We start from the raw sequence: 20,387 nt of genomic DNA, 5'->3' as shown, positions 1-20,387 counted from the left end.
GCCACCCGGGGTCGACCATGCTCAGCGCGTGCTGTGTGGCGTGGACGTCACCCCGCCCGCACGGCTGCCCCCGCCGGAGCGCTTGAGCAGGACCACCCCGCCCGCGACGAAGAGCACGCCGAGGACCACCCCGACGACATTGGGTTGGGACAGACTCGCGAAGATCCCCAGGATGCCCACGATGACCCCCACTCCGCCGAGAAGTCGCATCAGGTAGCCACCCACGGACTTGACTCGTTCATTCACCATGGCCTGTCTTGTGCCCAACGCGCTGGTGGCACAAACGGCCCGAGGACATGGGCACGGTCAGTCGTCGTACGAACCCGGGACGACCTGGCCGGCGATCCGGGATGGGGGTGACCGCGCCCGGCTCGGTTCACTCGGGCAGCTTGGCCCCGGACTGCTCGTTCGCCATGTACGTCGCGTACCAGTCGGGCCAGTTGTCGTCCCTCTTGCCGGTGCGCTCCTCGTGCTCGCCGTGGGCGGCGGCCGCGCGCCGCAGCGCGGTGGCCAGGTCGCTCGCGGAGCCGAACGACGTCAACCCGCCCTCGACGCGCCCGGGAAGCCTGGTGGTGATCTCCTGCATCAGCCAGGTGTTGCCGTCCGGGTCGTGGAACGTGGCGCGCGAGAAGTAGCTGCGCCGCTCGGGGTCCAGCCCGTCGACCGGGCCGTCCGGGCTGACATGGAACAGGTCGCCGACCTCGACACCGGCAGCGACCAGGGTCTTACGGGCGGCCTCGATGTCGGACACGATCAGGTACGCCACGGCCGAACCGGGTGCAGCCGTCGTGAGATCCGGGCCGAACTGCACCGAGCACCCGGAGCCGTGCGGCGTGAGCTGGACGATGCCGGGCGGCGTCTGGTCGAGCCGCCATCCGAGGCGTTGGTAGAACTCCTTCGCGCGGCCGACATCCGAGACCGGGACGACGACCACCTCGAGCTTCACGTCAAGGCTCTCGATGCGCGACATCCCACTCGCGTCACCCTGGGCGCTCTTCGGGCTCATCGGGGCCTCCCTGGCTCAATGCGCGCGTGCGCTTGCCCGGCGTACTCGTGGATCTTCGGCCGGCGTCCCGCGACGGCCCCGCGTTCCACGCTACTGCGGGCGTCTCGGCCGGGGTGCCGCTTCCGGGCATCAGCCGCCGGGTCTGCCGTCGGCGTCGTTCCCGTCGCCGACCAGCGTCATAGGCTGCATCTCGCGCTGATGGGCAGGAGGCTGCGGTGGCCGAGACGACGCTGACCGGGACGTTGGTGGCCGAGGTACTCGCCGACCTGGAACGGCCAATGCGATGAACCAGACCCGTCCGGCCAGTGCGGGTACGCGGAACCGATCGACCATCCGGCCGTGACCAGGCAGCCATGTACCCCTGACGGCTAGTCGGATCTTGCAGTCAGCCACATAGGGGAAGATCTATCGGTGGCCAACCCCGAGCGGCGACGAAGCCTCGATGATCTCGATCACGAGCTGGCGGCCAAATCCGGACGCGAGAATTACCTGCGCGACCTTGTCCGGAGTCTGCTGGTCGCCGATGACGAGCTCAAGGTCCCAGAGGAGGACCAACCGGCGATTCTCCAGGAGATGCTGGCCCGCCAGGAGAGCGTCTGGGAACAGGTGCGGGCGGAAGAACTCGCTGCCACGGCCGCGTTGGTTCGGGCGCGCGGGACACGCGAGCCGAGGCCCTTTCTGGTCGCCGCCGGCGCCGTGGTCCTGGCGTTCGTCGGGCTCGTCCTCGCCGACGTCGTCAACTGGCCCTACGGGTCACTGCAACCGGGTGATTTCTGGCCAATCATCGGCATCGGGGCAGCCGTGCTGGTGGTCGCACTACTCAACGTCTGGGGCGACAACCGAAACAAACGACAACGGCTTTTCGCTCTCGCGGTCTCGGCCACGGGTGACCACATCGCGCGCGTGCAAGCCGAGGTCGAGATGCTGCTGCGGTTCGTTCTCAACGAGCGCGCGGGGGACACCGCAGCCCACGGTTCGCTGCTCACCACCGAACGAGCGCCGACGCTGGTGGAACTGGACGCCTACCGGGACGTCGTACCGTCGAAGACGTACACGCTTCTCGCACGGTTCATCCGCGAGCACCGGACGTCGGCCATCGGACTGGCAGGGCCGCGGGGCGCCGGCAAGACGACGGCCATGCTGAGCGTTCTCCGCGACGCTGAGATCGATTGTGTCGGCATCTACCTGCCAACACCGGTCTTCTATCAGGCCGCCGAGTACCTGCGCCTGATCGAGCTGCGCTTGGCCGAGGAGGTCCTCGGCGACACGAACATCGAGCCCGGCGGGTTCCCGAAACTGCTACGCGACAACCCCGCTCGCATAGCCCGCGCGGCCCTGGCGGGCACGATCTGGCCAATCGTGCTGCTGGCGGCCCTGATCGTCCTCGTCCTGGAAAATGCCACGGCACTCGAGCCGACCACGACGGTCAGCGTGACGACGTTACTGGCGGCCATTGCGGGAACAGTTGCCTTCACCAGCATGGCGGCGATGGTGTGGCGGCATCTGGCCCGACGCGGTCGTCGACTGCGCAATGCGCAACCAGCGGCTCGGCTCGCCTACGACCGTCTCATGGACCTGCGATGGCAGGCAGCCGTCAAACGGACCGCGAAGACGACTGGCCGGGCCGGCTGGCTCAGCGGAGAGGCGTCCCGCGAGGTCGCGCACACGCAACGCGAGCTCTCCCACCCGGAAAACGTCGAGGGCGTACGGCGTTTCCTGGGCCAGGTCGCCAAACTCACGGGGAGCCCGGTCGTCGTGTGTGTCGACGAGCTCGACAAGATCGCCGATGCACAGCAGGCCGTAGACCTCGTCAACGCGCTGAAGGATCTGTTCCACGTGGAAGGTGTGCACTTCATCGTCTCGGTGTCCACGGATGCCATGCACAGCTTCGCGGCGCGCGGCGTCCCCGTCCGGGATGTCTTCGACTCCTCGCTCGACACGGTCATCCCGGTCGCCCAGCTGTCCTGGGCCGAGTCCCGCGCGCTACTGGACGGGCGGGTGCTCTACTTCCCGGACGCGGCGGCGGCCTTCTGTCACGCCTGGTCCGGCGGGCACGCCCGGGACCTCATCCGCACCGCTCGGGCGATGGTGGACGCGAGACGCACCTCGAAGTTCGCGGTGCCCGTCATCGACGTCGTCGACTCGATCGTGCGCGCCGACGTGGCCGAAACCCTTGAGGCCGCCTACGGGGCACTGCCCACCAACGCCAACGACGAGACCCGAACGACGCTGGTCGAGCTCATGGCCCAGGTCCGGTCCAACGACCTTGCTGCGGCCGTCACTCAGCACCTGCGGGCCATCGCGGCTGTGGCCTACACACCCACGGCCCCTGCCCTGATCCGCGCTCTTCCCACGTACCTGCTGCTGGCGACCGATGTCTGGGCTGTCTTCACCGTGCCGAGGAGCCCACGCCACTGGCACGACCCGGACAGCGCCAAGAGCGTCATCGACGTTGCGCACGCGCTCGCGACCGTACGGTGGGTGCTGTCCACCCGTCCGGTGGAGGCGACGATGCTGCTCAAGAGCGCGCAACTGCGCGAGTTGGTCGATCGCAACCGCAACGCCCACCCACAGCTGGACGGCAACGGGCACAAAGAGGTGGTTGCCTGATCGGGTCCACACCCCCGGGGGTGGCTGAGCTGGCTCTTCGGCTCCGGCTCGATCAAGATGATCGCGAGAGGGGGGTGGGCGCATGCTGCATCTCAGGGTGATCGTCGCGGTCGACCGAAGTCAGGCGGTGGTGGACCTGCTGTCGGCGGATCCTGCGGTCACCCACGTCGTCGTGCTGCCCGGTGCCGCGAAGGTCCCGCCCGGCGACCTCGTGCTCTGCGACGTCGCGCGGGAAGGTGCCGACGGCGTCCTGCTCGCACTGCGGGAGCTGGGCGTGGACAAGGACGGTGGGATCGCTGTCGACGGGGTGGACGCCACGCTGTCCGCGGCGGCCGACCGGGCCAGCGACGCCGCACCGGGTCTGGGTACGGACGCCGTGGTCTGGGACGAGGTCGCACGCAAGACCGGTGAGGAGACACGGCTCTCCGCGACGTACCTGCTCTTGATCACGTTGGCCACCATCATCGCCGGGATCGGGGTGCTGCTGGATCAACCGATCCTGATCGTCGGCGCGATGGTCGTCGGCCCCGAGTTCGGGCCCCTCGCCGCGCTCAGCGTGGCGCTGGTCCGGTGGCGGCACCCGATCATCCGACGCTCCGCGATGGCCCTGGCGGTCGGATTCCTCGTCGCGATGTCGGCGACCGTACTCAGCACCTGGGTGTTGAACGCCGTCGGGCTGATCGACCGGGAGATGCTGCTCGCCGACCGTCCGCTGACCGATTTCATCTGGCGACCCGACGCGCTGTCCTGGGTGGTGGGCTTCCTGGCCGGGGTGGCGGGCATGCTCTCGGTGACATCGAACAAGTCCGGCTCGTTGGTCGGCGTGCTGATCTCGGTCACCACGGTTCCGGCCGCGGCGAACGTCGCCGTCGCGATGGCGTACAACGTCCCGGACGAGGCGGCCGGCTCGGCGCTGCAGTTGCTGATCAACCTTGCCGCGATCGTGGTCGCCGGGGTGCTGACGTTGCTGGTGCAGCGCCTGTGGTGGTCGCGGGTCACCAGGTCCCATCGTTCCCGGTTACGCCGGCTGCGCCAGTCCTCGGCCGCCAGCCCGAGACCGGCTCCGACCGCCGGACGACGGTGAACAGCCACGGCTCGTAGTGGTGACGGCACCCCTCGCGGTGTTACTGGTGTGCCGACGCCAAATCCCGGCGGCCCCCTCGCCGAGCGCGAACCCGGATCCGGAGGTACCCAGCGGTGCCCGCCGGGATCTGCCGCCGGAGTTGGGGCCGCCGGCCGACCGGGTCGACGGCGACACGCTCGTGTGGGATCTGGACCTTGCCGCCTGCCGGGGGGCCGATCCGTTCGCGAAGGGACCGGCCCGCCCGGTGCTCAGCGCTCGATCACCCGCATCTGCTCGTCGGTGTGGTGACCGCCCTCGGCCACCGGCAACGCGGTGAGGGTGGTCATCTGCTCGGGGGTGAGCGTGACGGCGTCCGCCGCGACGTTCTCCTGCACCCGGCTCACGCGCTTGGTGCCGGGAATGGGGACGATGTCGTCGCCATTGGCCAGCAGCCACGCCAGAGCGACCTGGGCCGAGGTGGCGCCCACCTGCTCGGCCACCGCCTGCACCTGGTCGGCGATGCGCAGGTTGCGGTGGAAGTTCTCGCCGGTGAACCGCGGGTGGTTCTTGCGAAAGTCGCTGTCGTCGAGGCGCTCGACATCGGCCGGCGTGCGCAGGGCGCCGGTGAGGAAGCCACGGCCGAGCGGCGAGTAGGCCACCAGGCCGATACCCAGCTCCCGCAGCAGGGGCAGGATCTGCTCCTGGTCACGCGTCCACAGGGAGTACTCCGACTGCAGGGCGGCGACCGGGTGCACGGCGTGGGCCCGCCGGATGGTGTCGATCCAGGCCTCGGACAGCCCGACGTACCGGATCTTGCCCTCGTTCACCAGCTCCGCGAGCGCCCCCATGGTGTCCTCGATCGGGGTCCCCGGGTCGACACGATGCTGGTAGTACAGGTCGATGTGGTCGGTCCCGAGGCGCTTGAGCGAGCCCTCGACCGCGGTGCGGATGTTCTCCGGGCTGCTGTCCAGGCCTCCGGACACCCGGCCGTCGTGAGAGACGAGGCCGAACTTGGTCGCCAGCACCACCTGATCGCGACGGTCCCGCAACGCCCGGCCGACAAGTTCCTCATTGGCGTACGGGCCGTAGATCTCCGCGGTGTCGATCAGCGTGACACCCAGCTCGATGGCCCGGTGGATGGTGCGGACCGATTCGGCGTCGTCGCTGCCGGCGCCGCTGTAGCCGTGCGACATTCCCATCGCACCCAGGCCGATCCTGGCGACCTCCAGATCGCCCAGCTTGGCGGTACGCATTGTTGTCCTCCGTGTCGTCGTCGGATCGGAAATCCCGCTGGCCGATGGCAGCCGCCGCGGGTCAGCGGGTGGGCTCGATCAGGCTTCGGGGATCGGCTTGCCGAAGGCCGCCAGGGTGATGTCGGCGGGCTCGGGGCCGCCGCGCCTGCCGGTGTCCAGGTCGTCGATCGCGGCGAGCTGCTCGCCGGTGAGCGCGAAATCGAAGACGTCGATGTTCTCCGCGATGCGTGCCGGCTTGGTGGACTTCGGGATGGCCGAGCGGCCCTGCTGGACGTGCCAGCGCAGCATCACCTGCGCCGGGCTCTTACCGTACGCCTCGGCGATCTCGCCGATCACCGGGTCCTGCAGGGTGCTGGTGTGCTCACCGTCGCGGTAGAAGGTGACGCCGCCGATGGGGGACCACGCCTGCGACAGGATGCCGTGCTGCGCGCCGAACGCCTGCACCTCGCGTTGGGCGAAGTACGGGTGCACCTCGATCTGGTTCACCGCCGGCACGACAGTCGCCGTGTCCAGCAGCGCGGTGAGATGGTCGACCATGAAGTTGCTGACGCCGATGGCGCGGACCCTGCCGTCGTTCAGCAGCGTCTCCAGGGCACGGTAGGCACCCAGGGTCCTGTCGAACTCCGAGGGCAGGGGTTGGTGCAGGATCAGCAGGTCGATCTGGTCCACGCCGAGCTTGGCCGCGCTCTTCTCGAAGCCGTGCAGCGTCTGGTCGTACCCGTAGTCACTGATCCAGATCTTGGTTTCGACGAACACCTCGGAGCGGTCGACGCCGGACGTGGCGATCGCCTCGCCGACCTGCTTCTCGTTGCCGTAGGCGGCCGCGGTGTCGATGTGCCGGTAGCCGGCTGACAGCGCGGCGTCGACGGCCGAGCGGGTCTCGTCCGGCGGCGTCTGGTAGACGCCGAAGCCGATGGCGGGCATCTCGACGCCGTTGTTCAGTGTCAGGTGCGGGATGGTGGGCATTGCGGCGGTCCTTTCAATTCCGGGGCAGCAGGCGCAGGGTGACCCTGCGGGCCTGCTCCCCCACGACGGGGCCCACGATGGCGGGCGCGCCCTCTTCCACAGACGTACCCGGCCTGGAACCAGCAAACATCGGTTTGCCGCTTTTCGGGAGGTCTTGCCGAGAGGGGTACCGACAGAACCCCCTGCGCAGGTCGAGCGTCACGCGCTGATGCGGACGAGCGCCTTGGTGGCACGGCGGTCCAGCATGGCGGTGTAGGCGTCGTCGATGTCGTCCAGGCTGGTCTCGTAGTCGAAGACCAGGCCGGGGTTGATGCGCTCGGCGAGGACGTCGCCGAGCAGCTCGGGGATGTAGCGGCGGGCCGGCGCGACCCCGCCGCGCAGGCCGACGTTGCGGAAGATGACCGTCTGTATCGGCACAACCGAGTCGTGCGGCACACCGACCGCGCCGACGACCGAACCCACGCGGGCGATGCCGAACGCGGTGGCCATGGACTGGCCCGTGCCGACGCACTCCAGGGCGGCATCGACGCCGGTTCCGCCGGTCAGGTCCAGCACCAGCTTGGTGGCCTCGTCGCCACGCTCGGCGATGATGTCGGTGGCCCCGAACTCGCGGGCGAGGGTCTGCCGGATCGGGTTGCGGCTCAGCGCGAGGATCCGCTCGGCACCGAGGCGCTTGGCGGCGATGATCGCGCACAGGCCGACTGCTCCGTCGCCGACGACCGCCACGGTGTCGCCGGGCTTGACGCCAGCGCTGGACGCGGCGTGGTGCCCGGTGCACATGACGTCGGACAGGGCGAGCAGCGATTTCATGATCGCGTCGGAGTGGCCGCCGCCGGGCACGGTGACCAGCGTCGCGTCGGCGTACGGGACGCGTACGAACTCGCCCTGCCCACCGTCGATGCCGTGGTTGCCGAACGAGCCACCGTTGACGCAGTTGCCGGTCCAGCCGGCGACACAGTTCGCGCAGGTGCCGTCGCAGAAGGTGAACGGCGCCACGACCAGATCGCCGGGCCACACGGTGGTGACGTCGGCGCCGACCTGCTCGACGACGCCGATGAACTCGTGGCCGATCGGGCCCAGCGCGTGCGGATTGACCCCTCGGTAGTACCAGAGGTCGGAGCCGCAGACGCAGCCCAGCGTGACGCGTACGACCGCGTCCGTCGGGTTCTCGATCCGCGGGTCGGGGCGCTCTCCGACGGTGATGTCGCCGGGGCCGCCGTAGAGAGTGGCACGCATGGTGGTGATCCTTTCAGAACGACGTCGGCGGGTATCCGCGTCCAGGAAACGCCCAGGTGCAGCGGGCAGGGAGACACCGCGTAGAGGGGTACCGGCAGGGACCCCCTCCTGCCGCAGGAGGTGCCTAACCTGGGGATATGGACAACCGCAGCGAGGTACGCGCGTTCCTCAGCTCACGCCGGGCCAAGGTGAGCCCGGAGCAGGCCGGGATCCCCGCGTACGGCAGTCGCCGCGTGGCCGGGCTGCGTCGTGGTGAGGTCGCCGCCCTGGCCGGGGTCAGCGTCGAGTACTACACCCGGCTGGAGCGCGGCAACCTCGCTGGCGCCTCCGACAGCGTCCTGGACGCGATCGCCCGCGCCCTGCAACTCGACGACACCGAGACCGCGCACCTGCACCACCTCGCCCGCGCCGCCGGCCCCCGGGCTGTGCGCACCCGTACCCGCCACGACAAGGCGCCCGAGATCCGGCCGGCGATCCGCCGCGTGCTCGGCTCGATGACCGGGGTGCCGGCGTTCCTTCGCAACCACCGCTTCGACATCCTGGCCGGGAACGAGATGGGCATGGCCCTCTACTCGCCCATGTTCGGCACGGACGTGGCCCTGCCGGTGAACTCGATGCGGTTCACCTTCCTGAACCCACACGCTCAGGCGTTCTACCCGGACTGGGCGCAGGTGGCCCGATCCGGCGTCGCCGCGCTGCGCATCGCCGCCGCCCAGAACCCGGACGACCAGCAGCTGATGAACCTGATCGGTGAGCTGTCCATGCGCAGCGAGCCCTTCCGTGGCTGGTGGGCCGCCCAGGACGTCTACGTGCACCGGCACGGAACCAAGCGGTTCCGCCACCCCGCCATCGGCGAGCTGGAACTGTCCTACGAAGCCTTCGAGCTGTCCGGCGACGAGGCCCTGACGGTCGTGACCTACTCCGCGGAGCCGAGGACCCCCTCCGGTGACGGCCTGGAACTGCTTGCCGCGTGGGCCGCGACGCAGAAGGGCGTCACGGCTCGGGCGGGCGACTGAGACGCTCCCCGGGCGGTCTCCGGCTTCGCTCGGCGGACAGGTCAACTCCTCAGCGGGCGAGCAGGCCGATGCGGCGCAGCCAGGCCTCGACGGCGGGCTCGGCATCGGCGACCTCCTCGCCACGTACGGCAAGGCCCTCCCCCAGCTTCGCGCCCTTACAGGACGCGGCATAGTCGCGCTCGGTGGTGCCCAGGCCGCTCACCGCGTACGTGGTGAGCGGGTGGACGGTCTTGCCGGCGAAGTCGAGACCCTCGACGAACGTCGTCATGATCATGGGTGCCCGGACGTTCCAGATCGGGCTGCCCAGCAGCACCGTGTCGTAGCGTTCGATCGAGTTCAGCGGGTTCGCGATGGCCGGCCGCGCGTTCGCCTCCTGCTCGCGCACGTTGCGGGCGACCGTCGGGTCGTAGTCGTCGGGGTACGGGTCGCTGGCCTCGATACGGTGCACGTCGCAGCCGATGAGCCGGCCGATCAGGCCAGTCACGACCTCGGTGTTGCCGACCGTCAGACGCTTGCGGCCGCCGTTGAAGTAGTTCTCACCAGCGCGTGAGTAGTACGCCAGCAGCACGGTGCCGCGGGACTCGCTGCCCGCCCCGGGTGACGTCGGCGGCGCATCGGGAGAAGCGGTGGGGGAATCGGTGCAGGCGTTCAGTGCCGAGCTGGCCGCCGTCCCGGCGACACCGAGCAGCGCCGCACGGAGAATCGCGCGGCGCGGGTGCCTGTTCGTCGCTCCAGCACTGCTCTCAGTGTCACGATCGGGCGGGTTGCGGAGTTGGGTCACGGCCGGGGAGCCTCGACGCCCGTTCCCGCGAGCACCGGGGCCGGCACCCGCTCACCCCGGATCCTGATCGCGTTCAGGGCGGTGGTGAAGTCTCGCAGTTCGTCACCGGCGAACGTGACATCCTCGGTGCCGATGTTCTCCAGCAGGTGCGCGGTTCGGGTGGCACTCGGGATCGGCACGATCCACGGCTTCTGCGCCTGCAACCAGGCCAGCGAGAGCTGGCCGGGCGTGGCACCCTTGCGCACACCCCAATTCTGGAGCAGCTGCACCACCGCCATGTTGGCCGTCATGTTCTCCCGCGAGAACTGCGGCACGGACGCGCGGAAGTCGCCCTCGGCAAACCGCGTGTAGGGGTTGATCGTTCCGGTGGTGAAGCCGTACGACAGCGGCGCCCAGCAGACGAACCCGATCCCGAGTTCCTCGCACAGCGGCAGGACCTGTTCCTCCGGGTCCCGCGCCAGCAGGTTGTACTGGTTCTGGATCGCCGCCAATGGCTGCACCGTGTGCGCGCGGCGAATCGTCTGCACTCCCGGCTCGGACAGGCCCCAGTGCCGGACCTTGCCGGTGGTGATCAGTTCCTTGACCGCGCCCGCCACGTCCTCGATCGGCACCGCGGGGTCGACGCGGTGCTGGTAGAGCAGGTCGATGCGGTCGGTGCGCAGCCGTTGCAGCATGCCGTCGACGGCCTGGCGGATGTGATCAGGCCGGCTGTCGAGACCGCCACGTTCGCCGGTCTGCTGGTCGACCTCGAATCCGAACTTCGTGGCGATCACGACGCGGTCCCGCACCGGTTGAAGGGCTTCGCCGAGGATCCGTTCGGACTCCAACGGCCCGTACACCTCCGCGGTGTCGAACAGGGTCACACCCTGATCGACCGCCGTGCGGATGATCGTGATCATGTTCTCGCGGCTGCTGACCGGCCCGTACAGAGTGCCGGGCATGGTCTGGCATCCCAGGCCGACGCTGGAGACCTCCAGCGAGCCCAGCCTGCGCCGGGCGGCCAGCGTGATCGCGTTGGCGGCGGTGGCTCCGCCCCCGGCCGCCGACCCAGCGGTGCGCCGCCCGGCCGGTGTCTGCTCGCCGGGGGTGCAACCTGCCACCCCGGCCACCACAGGAGCTGCGGCGAGGCCGGCCGCACCCAGCAAGAACCGGCGGCGGCTGTTGTTGTCAGACATTCGGCACCCCTCTTCGTCGGCGACATCAGCGGAACCTCAGCCTCAGGAAACCCGCATCCGCAACGGTCAGGGAGCCTCTGTCGAGAGGGGTGAAGACAGGGACCCCCAGGTGGGGTTTGAAAATGGAACTCCGGCGGGCGGCGAGTCAGCCGTCCTCGACGAGGTCACCCTTGCCGGAACTCCAGCCGACCCGAGATGAACTCCAATGCGGACGGGACGTCGACGTCCACCGCCACCTCGACGGTCGGCTGGCCCAGCACGCCGCGCAGGTCCACGAGAGTGTTGCCGCGGCTCGGTCCGGTCGTGGTGTCCACCTCGACGTACGCCGGCCGGGCGGTGACCAGGCCGGGCCGGATCGCCTCCGCCATCGCCAGCGGATCGTGCAGCGGCACCACGTCCATTCCGTGGTCCCGTCGATACGCCGAGAGGTAGTGCTCCAGCGCGTCCGCGCAGAGGGAGGCCACGCCGCCGCCCGAGCGCAACCGGCGCAGGTCGTCCGGACCGTAGGCGGTGCGGTACGTGACGTCCAGCCCGACCAGCGTGGTCGGAACCGGCCGGGGCAGCCCCGGTTCGGTCAGCACCCGGTAGGCAGCCTCCGGGTCGGCCCAGATGTTGAACTCGGCGGCCGGCGTTCGGTTGCCGGCGCCGATCGAGCCGCCCATCACCACCAGCCGGGCCAATCGCGACGCCACGTCGGGGTGCACCGCGAACAGGTGCGCCACATTGGTCAGCGGCCCGGTCGCCACCAGCGTCACCGGCTCGGTGGCGGCCCGTACGGTCGCGACGATCAACTCCAACGCGGTGGCGTCGACCGGAGCGGTGCCGGAGGTCGGCAGCGTGATGCCGCCCAGCCCGTTGTCGCCGTGCACCGAGGCGGCGCGGCTGTCCAGCGAGCGCAGATACGGTCGGTCCGCGCCGCGGGCCACCGGGATGTCGGCCCGGCCGGCCAGCGCCAGCACGTCCAGCGCGTTGCGGGTCGTGGTGTCGATTCCGACGTTGCCACCGACGGTGGTGACCCCGACCAGTTCCACTTCGGGGCTGGCCACCGCCGTCAGGATGGCCACCATGTCGTCGATGCCCGGGTCGCAGTCGAGCAGCACGGGACGCGTCACCCGAAGGATCCTATCGGCCGTCGGGGGCGGTTCGCCGAGGTGGCGGCGATGACCCCACACGCGACGGTCTCGCCTGTGCCGAGCTGGCATTCGAAACGAAGCGGCAGGTAGCTGACCTCGTACCCGATGACCTGGCTGGCCACCCGCGGCCCGGTTTCCCGGCACGGCGCCGTGCCGATAGGCGTCGGGGTATCAGCCCTGCGTATCAGGGGTGCGGCGGGCCAAGGATTTCTCCGGCGTCCTTGGGGGTGGCGCGCATGCCCACGTAGCAGACCTGGGTGCCGTTGGTGAGGGTCGAGAAGACCACCGGCATGTAGTCCTCGCTGAACGACGGGCCCGCGCCGGAGGCGGCGAAGACCGTCTCGGTGACCGGCTCCAGGTCCATCTCCAGGGGCGGTGACATGTCCTTCATGTCGTCGACGAACTCGTACCGCATGTGCGCCGAACCGTCTTCGTTGCGGGAGACGGTGATGACGACACCCTCACGCCGGTACGTGCCGAGCAGCGGCGCGAGGTCGATCGGAGGTGGCACGGACGCCGGGGCGAAGGGTGCGGGCATGGTGACGCCGGCGAGTTCGGCGAGCAGCTCGCGGAACAGGTCGGCGTACAGCAGGCGGGCGGCGCCGCCGTTGGTCATCAGGACCAGGGCGACGTTGGCGTGCGGGACGACCCGCAGGTACGCGTACTGGCCGATGGCTGCGCCGTCGTGACCGTAGCCGGCGATGCCGTCCCAGTCGTAGAGCGTCCAGCCCAGACCCCACCCGTCGGCGCTGACCGTCCACTTGTCGGGCACGTCGACCTCGCGGTCTCGCATGGCGGCGACGGCGTTGGCGGTGAGGACCCGGGTGCCGTCGGGCGCGAGGCCGCCGTCGAGGTGCATCCGGGCGAAGCGGGCCATGTCGCCAGCGGAGACGATGACCCGGCCCGCCGGACCGGCCGAGCGGGGCATCAGGTCCCAGGACGGGGCTGGATCGGGATAGCTCCCAGACTCACCCAGGTGGCTCATGGCGACGCGGAAGCGCAGCGCCTCTTCCGGCAGCGTCACCGAGCGTTCCAGGCCGAGCGGTTCGAACAGGAGGTTCTTCAGCGCCTGGTCCCAGGTCAGACCGGTGAGCCTTTCGATGACGCGGCCCAGCACGATGTAGCCGAGTCCGCCGTACGAGATGGCCGTGCCGGGCGGGCAGTCCAGCGCCACCTCCCGGGCGGCTTCGACGTACCTGGCGAGGCAGTCGTCACCCCGACCGCCATCGAAGTTGAAGTCGTTGGTCACGCCGCCGGTGTGCGACAGCAGCTGCCGGATGGTGATCGTCCTGGTGGCTGCGGCGTCGGGCGTGGCGAACTCCGGCAGTACGTCCACGACCGGCGCCTGTAGGTCCAGCTTCCCCTCGTCGGCCAGCCGCATGATGAGCGTGGCGGTGTAGACCTTGGCGATCGAGCCGGACAGGAACACCGAGTCCGGGGTCACCGCCACACCGGTGCCGCGGTGCAGCACGCCGCTGGCCAGCTCGTGAACCTGCGCGCCGATCGCCACGGCCAGGCTCGCACCGGGGACATGGTGGATCTGGCGCAGCTCGTCGAACCGCTGCTGCCAGTGGGCGACGTCGAACCGCCGGCCGGCCGGGTCCCCGACGTCCCCGTCACCCTGGACCCGCACCTCGCTGTCGGCGTTCCAGCTGATCGTCTCGGACATGATGCTTCCCTTCCGGCGAGCCGATGCTCGCGGTGGTGTGGGGCTGGAGTTGTCAGCGGGAGCTTGCCGCCGCGCGACTCCAACGTTGGCAAAATCGAAACGGCACGTGCCGTGCCGTTTCTGACCGCGCACAGTCTGGATCAAGCGGTCCGAGATTGTCAACGGCACGTGCCGTGCCGCTACAGTGTCGGCATGAGCGACGACCGACTCACCAGGGCCGCCAGCCGGACCCAAGCGATCATGCGCACCACACTGGAACTGGCACAGGAAGTCGGCTACGCCAAACTCAGCATCGAGGGAGTCGCGGCCCGCACCGGCGTCGGCAAGCACACGATCTACCGCCGCTGGCCCTCGAAGGGCGCCCTGTTCCTCGACGCGGTGCTCACCTCCGGCGAACCCGGGCTCGACTACCCCGACACCGGCGACGTCGTGGCCGACCTGCGCCAACAGATCCACGCGGCCGTCGACCTCCTGGGCCAGCCGCCACTGGGCCCCCTTTACCAGGCCCTGATCGGCGAGGCCCAGCACGATCCCAAGGTCGCCGCCGCACTCAACGAACGCTTCATCCGCCCCCAGGCGGACCGGACCGTCGCCCGGTTGAGAAGAGCCCAGCAGCAGGGGCAGCTCTCACCCGACTTCGACCTGGACGTGGCCATGGCTCTGCTGTCCGGCCCGCTGTACTTCAGGTTCCTCATCACGCAAGAGCCGCTGACACACGAGTACGTCGAGCGCGTCCTCAAAGCCCTTCTGGACGGCATGACACCACGACCGTAGGAGCCGTCACGGTCGCCCCGTGCGGCGGCCGATTCTGTCGCTTATCCGGCCGGCCGCAACCGTGAAGCCCACTCAGGAGTGAGACCGGTATCGACTGACGCCCGGGAACACCCAGGCCCACACGGGGAGCAAAGATGACTCGAAGTGCTCGACGCAGGATCCTCGCTGGCACCGCCGCCGGCCTGCTGGCCACCTCTCTCGGCGTCGCGGTCTCCGCGACGGCGAGCGCCGCACCCGGGGCCACGGCCATCGCCTGCACGATCAGCACATTGCCGTACCCGACGGACACCTACCGCGCCGAGGCGAACGCGGTCGACCCGACGGGTCGGTTCGTTGCCGGCGCGGCCCTGCGGGTCAGTGACAGCGGAAACCAGTCTCTGCTGCTGCTCTGGGACCGCGACCAGCTCACCACGATCGAGTCGTCGATCGTCGGCGACGTCGCCGACGTCAACGCCGACGGTGTGGTGATCGGCAACGGTTGGGCGGACACCGGCATCGGGCAGCCGTGGCGGTACCGCGACGGCCGGGTCGAGCTGTTGCCGGTGGTGCCGTCCACTGGCATCGCCGTCACGGCCATCAACGAGAACGGCGACATCGTCGGCTACGGCTCGGACATCGTCCCCGGGGCGTGGGTCGCGCTGCGCTGGCCGGCCGCCCGCCCGGGCACGGTCGAGGTGCTCGACGCCCCGGCCAACGCCATGCCGAGTGGGATCACGGCCAACGGGACCATCGTCGGTTCCGCCGGGGACTTCGGCGCCTGGACCGGCTGGGTCCGTCGGCCGAACGGCCGGATCGCCCCGCTCACGGCTCCGGGCGCCGAGTGGACCATGGTCGGCGCGGCAGCGGGCCGCTGGGCGATCGGCCAGGTCGGCCTGGGCGGCACCAGCCCGGTCAAGGTGCGGTGGGACCTCCGGGACGGCTCGTACACGACGCTCGATCAGCAGTTGGCCGGGCTGGGGGACGTCAACACCAAGGGCGTCGTGGTGGGCGGTGACCGGGTCGTGCGCGGGTCCACCTCCCGGGTCCTGCCGGGCGGCGGCGAGCGGGTGACCATCGGTGCCCGGTCCATCGCCGACACGGGGACCATCGTCGGTTTCCGCAATGCCGACCGGGTGACCCCGGTGCGCTGGACGGGCTGCTGACCCACCAATTCGGCGACAGCGTGGGGCCGGCACGACCGGGCCGGCCCCACGTCGCGTCCACGCGCTACGGCTGCCGGGGGCCGGCAACCTCGAACGGGTTCAGCGGAGCGTTGTCGCCCGGCGGCGCGCGGCGGCCGTACTTCTGATCATCGCGCCGAAGGACGGGACCGTCTCCGGCGAGGGCCAGCCGGCCGGCTCCCAGACCGAGCCGCGCCGCAGGGACTGGCCGCAGTGCAGGAAAAGTTCGTCCACCTCGACGACCACGCCGAGCGCCGCCTCCGCGAAGGCCGGCGCCGTGAACAGTTCGGCCCGGCCGTTGACGCGCAGCGTCTCGTGGCGGCCCGGCACGATGAAGAGCATGCCGACGTTCGGGCACTGCAGGATGTTGCGGAAGCTGTCCAGGCGGCGGTTGCCGGGGCGGTCCCCGAAGGCCAGGTGTCTCTCGTCGAGGACCGTGATGCCGCCCGGGACCTCGCCACGGGGGGACACGTCCACCGTGCCGTCCGCTGCCGTCGTCGCGAGTAGGAAGAACGTGGTCGCGCACAGGAATCGGGCGCTCTCGTCGTCGATCACGGTGATCGCCTTGTCCCGCAGTTCCGGGTGGGGGTGGTCGATGACCTCGCGTAGCTGTGCCTCGGTGGTGATCCTCACTCGGTCTCCCCCGCCTTCCGGTAGCTGCCGACCCGGTGCCGTCCGATCGGGACGATCAAGGGAGTGTGCGAGACCGGGTCCGACATCACGCGGCACCGCATGCCGAACACGCTCTCGACGACGTGTTCGGTGAGCACCGCGCCGGGTTCGCCCGCCGCGACGATCGCACCGTCCTTCATCACGACGAGGTGGTCGGCGTAGCGGCAGGCCAGGTTGAGGTCGTGCAGCACCATCACCACGGTCGAGCCCTCGGCCTCGTTGAGGTCCATGAGCAGGTCGAGGACCTCGACCTGGTGGCTGACGTCCAGATAGGTGGTGGGCTCGTCGAGGAGCAGGATCCCCGTACGCTGGGCCAGCGCCATCGCGATCCAGACGCGCTGCCGCTGCCCGCCGGAGAGCTCGTCGACCGAGCGTGCGGCAAGTTCCAGCGTGCCGGTGGCGCTCAGCGCCGCTCCGACAGCCTCGTCGTCCTCGCTGGTCCACCGGCGGAAGTAGCCCTGGTGCGGATGCCGGCCCCGGCTCACCAGGTCGCTGACGGTGATGCCGTCCGGCGCGATCGGTCCCTGCGGCAGGATGCCGAGCTTGAGCGCGACGTCACGGCTGGGGGTCGAGTGGATGGACCTGCCGTCCAGCAGAACGGCGCCGGAGGTGGCCGGCAGCAACCGGGCGAGACCGCGCAGGAACGTCGACTTCCCGCAGGCGTTCGGGCCCACGATGACAGTGACCTTGGCGGTCGGGATGTGGAGGCTCAGGTCGCCGACGACGCGACGGTCGCCATAGCCGAGGGACACGTCCTGGGCGTGCAGGGTGGACGGTACGGGCACGGTCATCCTCCTCGACCGGATCGGTTGGCCCTGGCGAGCAGCCAGAGCAGATACGGGGCACCGATGATTCCGGTGACCACACCGACCGGGAACTGGGTCGGGCCGAGCAGGTGCGCGCCGATGAAGTCGGCGGTGAGCACCAGCACGGCACCCACCAACCCGGCCGGGAGCAGGACGGGACGGCCGCCGCCGACCAGCCGGGCCGCGATCGGCCCGGACATGAACCCGACGTACGCGATCGGGCCCGCCGCGGCCGTCGCCGTGCCGGCCAGGCAGACGCCGATGAGCAGCAGCGCGAGGCGGCTGCGTTCCACCGGGAGGCCGAGGCCACGAGCCGTGTCGTCACCGAGCTGCATCCCGGTCAGCGCCCGGCCGACCAGCAGGGCGGCCGGCACCAGGATCAGCGAGGCCACCGTCAGCGGTCCGACGTCCCCCCAGGTGCGGCCGTTCAGGCTGCCGGCGAGCCAGATCAGCGCCTCCTGGGCGACGCGCACGTCGGCACGGGTCAGCAGGAACGAGGTGAGGCCGGCCGAGGCCGCGCCGACTCCGATGCCGACGAGCACGAATCGGTAGCCGCCCACCCCACGGCGCCAGGCGAGCAGGTAGATGAGCAGTGCGGTGGCCAGTGCACCACCCAGAGCGATGACGGAGACCACGCCGCCGCTGGTCGAGAACAGGACGATGGACAGCACCGCCGCCGTGGTCGCGCCCGACGTCACACCGATGACGTCGGGGCTGGCCAGCGGGTTGCGGATGAGTTGCTGGAAGATCGCGCCGGCGAGCCCGAAGCCGAGCCCGGTGAGTACGCCGACGAGTGCGCGTGGCAGCCGCAGTGTCTGCACGATGTAGTCGACCTGCGGCGGCGTCGGCTGCCCCAGCAGGGAGCGGACGATGTCGGGCAGCGAGACCTGGAACGCCCCGTACGACAGGGTCAGGGCGAACAGCGCGACCAGCACGACCGCGAGGACGACGGTGACCGTGCGGGAGCGGGCACGTTCGCGGTGCCGGACCGCCGCGACGATGTCGGCGCTCACAGCTCGGCCAGCCTGCGTCGACGGGCCAGGGCCACGAAGAAGGGCGCGCCGACCACCGCGGTGATGATGCCGACCTGCACCTCGCCCGGTCGGGCGATGACGCGCCCGAGCACGTCGGCGAGGAGCAGCAACAGTGGTGCGAGCAGCATCGAGTACGGCAGCAGCCAGCGGTGGTCCGGTCCGGTGATGATCCGCGCGACGTGCGGGACGATGAGGCCGACGAACACCAGCGGTCCGGCCATCGAGGTCGCCGTGCCGCAGAGCACGACGACCGCCGCCGCGGCGATCAGCCGGGCGATGGAGACGTTCTGGCCGAGCGAGGTGGCCACGTCGTCGCCGAGCGCGAGCGCGTTCAGCGACCGCACCGAGGCCAGGGCGATCACCACACCGATCAGCAGGAACGGCAGACCTTGCCGGGCGATGTCGATGTCACGTCCGGAGAGCGCCCCGACCTGCCAGAACCGGAACTGGTCGTAGGTCTGCACGTCGGTGACCAGCACCGCTGTGGTGAACGAGAGGAGCGCCGCGGTGAGGGCGGTGCCGGCGATGGCCAGCTTGACCGGGGTGGCGCCGCCACGGCCCAGCGAGCCGATCGTGTAGACGACCACGGCCGCCACCGCGGCGCCGGCGAAACCGAACCAGACGTACCCGGTGAGGCTGGTGACACCGAAGACGCTGATGCCGATGACCACGGCCAGCCCGGCGCCGGCGTTGACGCCGAGGATGCCCGGGTCGGCCAGCGGGTTGCGGGTCACGGCCTGGATGATCGCGCCGGCCAGACCGAGGGCGACTCCGGCCAGCAGCCCGATGAGGGTCCGTGGGATGCGTACCTCGGTGACGATGAGGCTGTCGCGGCTCGCGTCGTCGGGGTGCACCACCGCCTCCAGCACCGTCCCGAAGGGCACGTGCTGGGAGCCGATGGCCAGGCTGAGCAACGTCGCGCCGGCGAGGGCCGCCGCGAGAACCACGAGACCCGTGGAGAGCGCGACGGCCCGGCGTACCCGGGTGTCCGGCATGAGGTTCAGCCGTTCAGGGCGGTGGCGATCAGCGGCGGAACCTTGTCCAGGGCGTACTTCAGGCCCAGGACCGAGTTGCTGGAGAAGGCGGTGGAGATGGACTTGTCGTCCAGGTAGACCACGTGGCCGGCCTTCACCGACGGAACGGCCTGCAGCAGTTTGTCGCTCTTCACCTCGTCGGCGGTGACACCGATCATGAAGATCGTGGTGAGGTCGGCGTCCAACTTGCCCACCTGCTCCTGCGAGAGCTGGACGGAGAAGCTGTCGCCCTTGAGCTGCTCGATCGCCGGGGCGTCCTGGAAGCCGAGCTTCTGGAGGAAGTCGACCCGGCCGTCACCGCTCACGTAGGCGCCCCAGCCCCGGCTGGTCTTCACTCCGGCGCTCACGGTCTTGCCCTTGAAGTTCGGGTTCGCGGCGGCCACGGACGCGAACTGCGCATCCAGGTCGGCCTTGAGCTTGGCAGCCTCGGCCGTCTTGCCCAGCGCCTTGCTGACCAGGTCGAGTTGCTGCTCCCAGGTGGTGCGGTAGGCCTGGGCGCCGACCGGGATGTCGACGACCGGCACGCCCAGCCCGGCGAGTTGGTCGTAGCGCGTCTTGTCGCCGCTGGAGCGGGTGTCGAGGATCAGGTCGGGCTTGAGCGCGGCGACCTTCTCCATGTCGACCTCCAGGGTGCCGACCTTCTGCGGCGGGGTCGTGTACCGGCCCTGGTTCCAGGCGCCCTGGCCGTCACCGCCGAAGGCCATCCAGTCGGCGTCGCCCACCGGCTGCACGCCGAGAGCGAGCGCGACCTCGGCGTCGCTCCAGCCCAGGGTGACGACCCGCTTCGGCTGCTGGGGGATGGTGATGTCACCGAACGCGGTGGTGACGGTGACCGGGAACTGGCCACCGGCAGCGGCCGACGCGGCGGCGTTCGCGCCGTCGTCCTGCGTACCGGTCGTCGAGCACGCGCTCAGGGTCATGACGGTGGCGACGGCGGCGAGCAGCAACCGGCGGCCTCGGGAGGGAACAAAACGCATGACGTACTCCATGGCTCAAGTA

19 protein-coding genes are annotated in these 20,387 nt (G+C 70.1%); 5 read left to right on the top strand and 14 right to left on the bottom strand.

Annotated features, from left to right (window positions below; translation table 11 throughout):
* Positions 1–21: 21 nt before the first annotated feature.
* Together ACFQGL_RS24350 and ACFQGL_RS24345 are read right to left on the bottom strand one after the other, a co-directional pair.
* Entirely contained in the window at positions 22–249 is a 228-nt protein-coding gene (locus tag ACFQGL_RS24350; protein ID WP_377514715.1) for a hypothetical protein, read from the bottom strand.
* 127 nt (positions 250–376) lie between these two features.
* Positions 377–1,006: a VOC family protein gene (locus ACFQGL_RS24345; protein WP_377514714.1), complete on the bottom strand. Its 630-nt coding sequence runs from the start codon at positions 1,004–1,006 to the stop codon at positions 377–379.
* A 411-nt stretch (positions 1,007–1,417) separates the two neighbouring features.
* Here ACFQGL_RS24345 and ACFQGL_RS24340 point away from each other — a divergent pair, with 411 nt between their 5' ends.
* Positions 1,418–3,616, top strand: coding sequence for a P-loop NTPase fold protein (locus ACFQGL_RS24340; protein WP_377514713.1), 2,199 nt, complete (start codon positions 1,418–1,420; stop codon positions 3,614–3,616).
* Between the two features lie 82 nt (positions 3,617–3,698).
* Positions 3,699–4,700 (top strand): DUF389 domain-containing protein, encoded by a 1,002-nt coding sequence (locus ACFQGL_RS24335; RefSeq protein ID WP_377514712.1) that lies wholly within the window; start codon positions 3,699–3,701, stop codon positions 4,698–4,700.
* A gap of 248 nt (positions 4,701–4,948) precedes the next feature.
* On the opposite strand, the gene ACFQGL_RS24330 is transcribed toward ACFQGL_RS24335, so the two are convergent.
* The 3 genes from ACFQGL_RS24330 to ACFQGL_RS24320 all read right to left on the bottom strand — a co-directional run bounded on the left by ACFQGL_RS24330 (position 4,949) and on the right by ACFQGL_RS24320 (position 8,134).
* Positions 4,949–5,932, bottom strand: a complete 984-nt coding sequence (locus tag ACFQGL_RS24330) for an aldo/keto reductase (protein WP_377514711.1) — start codon at positions 5,930–5,932, stop codon at positions 4,949–4,951.
* Positions 5,933–6,010: 78 nt separating this feature from the next.
* Complete coding sequence (locus ACFQGL_RS24325; protein ID WP_377514710.1) at positions 6,011–6,898, bottom strand: aldo/keto reductase; 888 nt, start codon at positions 6,896–6,898, stop codon at positions 6,011–6,013.
* Positions 6,899–7,096: 198 nt separating this feature from the next.
* On the bottom strand, positions 7,097–8,134 hold the full coding sequence (locus ACFQGL_RS24320) for a zinc-binding dehydrogenase (protein WP_377514709.1): 1,038 nt from the start codon (positions 8,132–8,134) through the stop codon (positions 7,097–7,099).
* 137 nt (positions 8,135–8,271) lie between these two features.
* Here ACFQGL_RS24320 and ACFQGL_RS24315 point away from each other — a divergent pair, with 137 nt between their 5' ends.
* Positions 8,272–9,150, top strand: coding sequence for a helix-turn-helix transcriptional regulator (locus ACFQGL_RS24315; protein ID WP_377514708.1), 879 nt, complete (start codon positions 8,272–8,274; stop codon positions 9,148–9,150).
* 49 nt (positions 9,151–9,199) lie between these two features.
* Here the strand turns inward: ACFQGL_RS24315 and ACFQGL_RS24310 are convergent, their stop codons facing one another.
* The 4 genes from ACFQGL_RS24310 to ACFQGL_RS24295 form a co-directional block, all read right to left on the bottom strand.
* Positions 9,200–9,931 (bottom strand): flavodoxin, encoded by a 732-nt coding sequence (locus ACFQGL_RS24310; protein WP_377514707.1) that lies wholly within the window; start codon positions 9,929–9,931, stop codon positions 9,200–9,202.
* On the bottom strand, positions 9,928–11,106 hold the full coding sequence (locus ACFQGL_RS24305; RefSeq protein ID WP_377514706.1) for an aldo/keto reductase: 1,179 nt from the start codon (positions 11,104–11,106) through the stop codon (positions 9,928–9,930). Before ACFQGL_RS24305 ends, ACFQGL_RS24310 begins: the two co-directional genes overlap by 4 nt.
* A gap of 164 nt (positions 11,107–11,270) precedes the next feature.
* The gene (locus tag ACFQGL_RS24300) at positions 11,271–12,218 is read right to left on the bottom strand and encodes a nucleoside hydrolase (protein ID WP_377514705.1); all 948 of its coding nucleotides are present in this window, start codon (positions 12,216–12,218) and stop codon (positions 11,271–11,273) included.
* A 205-nt stretch (positions 12,219–12,423) separates the two neighbouring features.
* Positions 12,424–13,908 (bottom strand): serine hydrolase domain-containing protein, encoded by a 1,485-nt coding sequence (locus ACFQGL_RS24295; protein ID WP_377514704.1) that lies wholly within the window; start codon positions 13,906–13,908, stop codon positions 12,424–12,426.
* 192 nt (positions 13,909–14,100) lie between these two features.
* Here ACFQGL_RS24295 and ACFQGL_RS24290 point away from each other — a divergent pair, with 192 nt between their 5' ends.
* The gene (locus ACFQGL_RS24290; RefSeq protein ID WP_377514703.1) at positions 14,101–14,682 is read left to right on the top strand and encodes a TetR/AcrR family transcriptional regulator; all 582 of its coding nucleotides are present in this window, start codon (positions 14,101–14,103) and stop codon (positions 14,680–14,682) included.
* A gap of 134 nt (positions 14,683–14,816) precedes the next feature.
* Positions 14,817–15,824, top strand: a complete 1,008-nt coding sequence (locus ACFQGL_RS24285) for a hypothetical protein (protein ID WP_377514702.1) — start codon at positions 14,817–14,819, stop codon at positions 15,822–15,824.
* 99 nt (positions 15,825–15,923) lie between these two features.
* Here the strand turns inward: ACFQGL_RS24285 and ACFQGL_RS24280 are convergent, their stop codons facing one another.
* Genes ACFQGL_RS24280 through ACFQGL_RS24260 form a run of 5 tightly spaced genes read right to left on the bottom strand, consistent with a single transcriptional unit; the run spans position 15,924 to position 20,365 of the window.
* A complete protein-coding gene (locus ACFQGL_RS24280; RefSeq protein WP_377514701.1) occupies positions 15,924–16,475 on the bottom strand; it encodes an MSMEG_1061 family FMN-dependent PPOX-type flavoprotein in 552 nt (183 codons plus the stop codon).
* Positions 16,472–17,305: an ABC transporter ATP-binding protein gene (locus ACFQGL_RS24275; RefSeq protein WP_377514700.1), complete on the bottom strand. Its 834-nt coding sequence runs from the start codon at positions 17,303–17,305 to the stop codon at positions 16,472–16,474. Before ACFQGL_RS24275 ends, ACFQGL_RS24280 begins: the two co-directional genes overlap by 4 nt.
* On the bottom strand, positions 17,302–18,333 hold the full coding sequence (locus ACFQGL_RS24270) for a FecCD family ABC transporter permease (protein WP_377514698.1): 1,032 nt from the start codon (positions 18,331–18,333) through the stop codon (positions 17,302–17,304). Before ACFQGL_RS24270 ends, ACFQGL_RS24275 begins: the two co-directional genes overlap by 4 nt.
* Positions 18,330–19,349, bottom strand: a complete 1,020-nt coding sequence (locus tag ACFQGL_RS24265) for a FecCD family ABC transporter permease (RefSeq protein ID WP_377514696.1) — start codon at positions 19,347–19,349, stop codon at positions 18,330–18,332. The genes ACFQGL_RS24270 and ACFQGL_RS24265 overlap by 4 nt, the downstream gene beginning before the upstream one ends.
* Positions 19,350–19,354: 5 nt before the next feature.
* Positions 19,355–20,365 (bottom strand): iron-siderophore ABC transporter substrate-binding protein, encoded by a 1,011-nt coding sequence (locus tag ACFQGL_RS24260; protein ID WP_377514695.1) that lies wholly within the window; start codon positions 20,363–20,365, stop codon positions 19,355–19,357.
* Between the last annotated feature and the right edge of the window lie 22 nt (positions 20,366–20,387).

Origin of the sequence: Micromonospora vulcania (assembly GCF_042658605.1) — a bacterium.
GTDB lineage: Bacteria > Actinomycetota > Actinomycetes > Mycobacteriales > Micromonosporaceae > Micromonospora > Micromonospora vulcania.
This window is presented reverse-complemented; position numbering and strand designations above follow the sequence as displayed.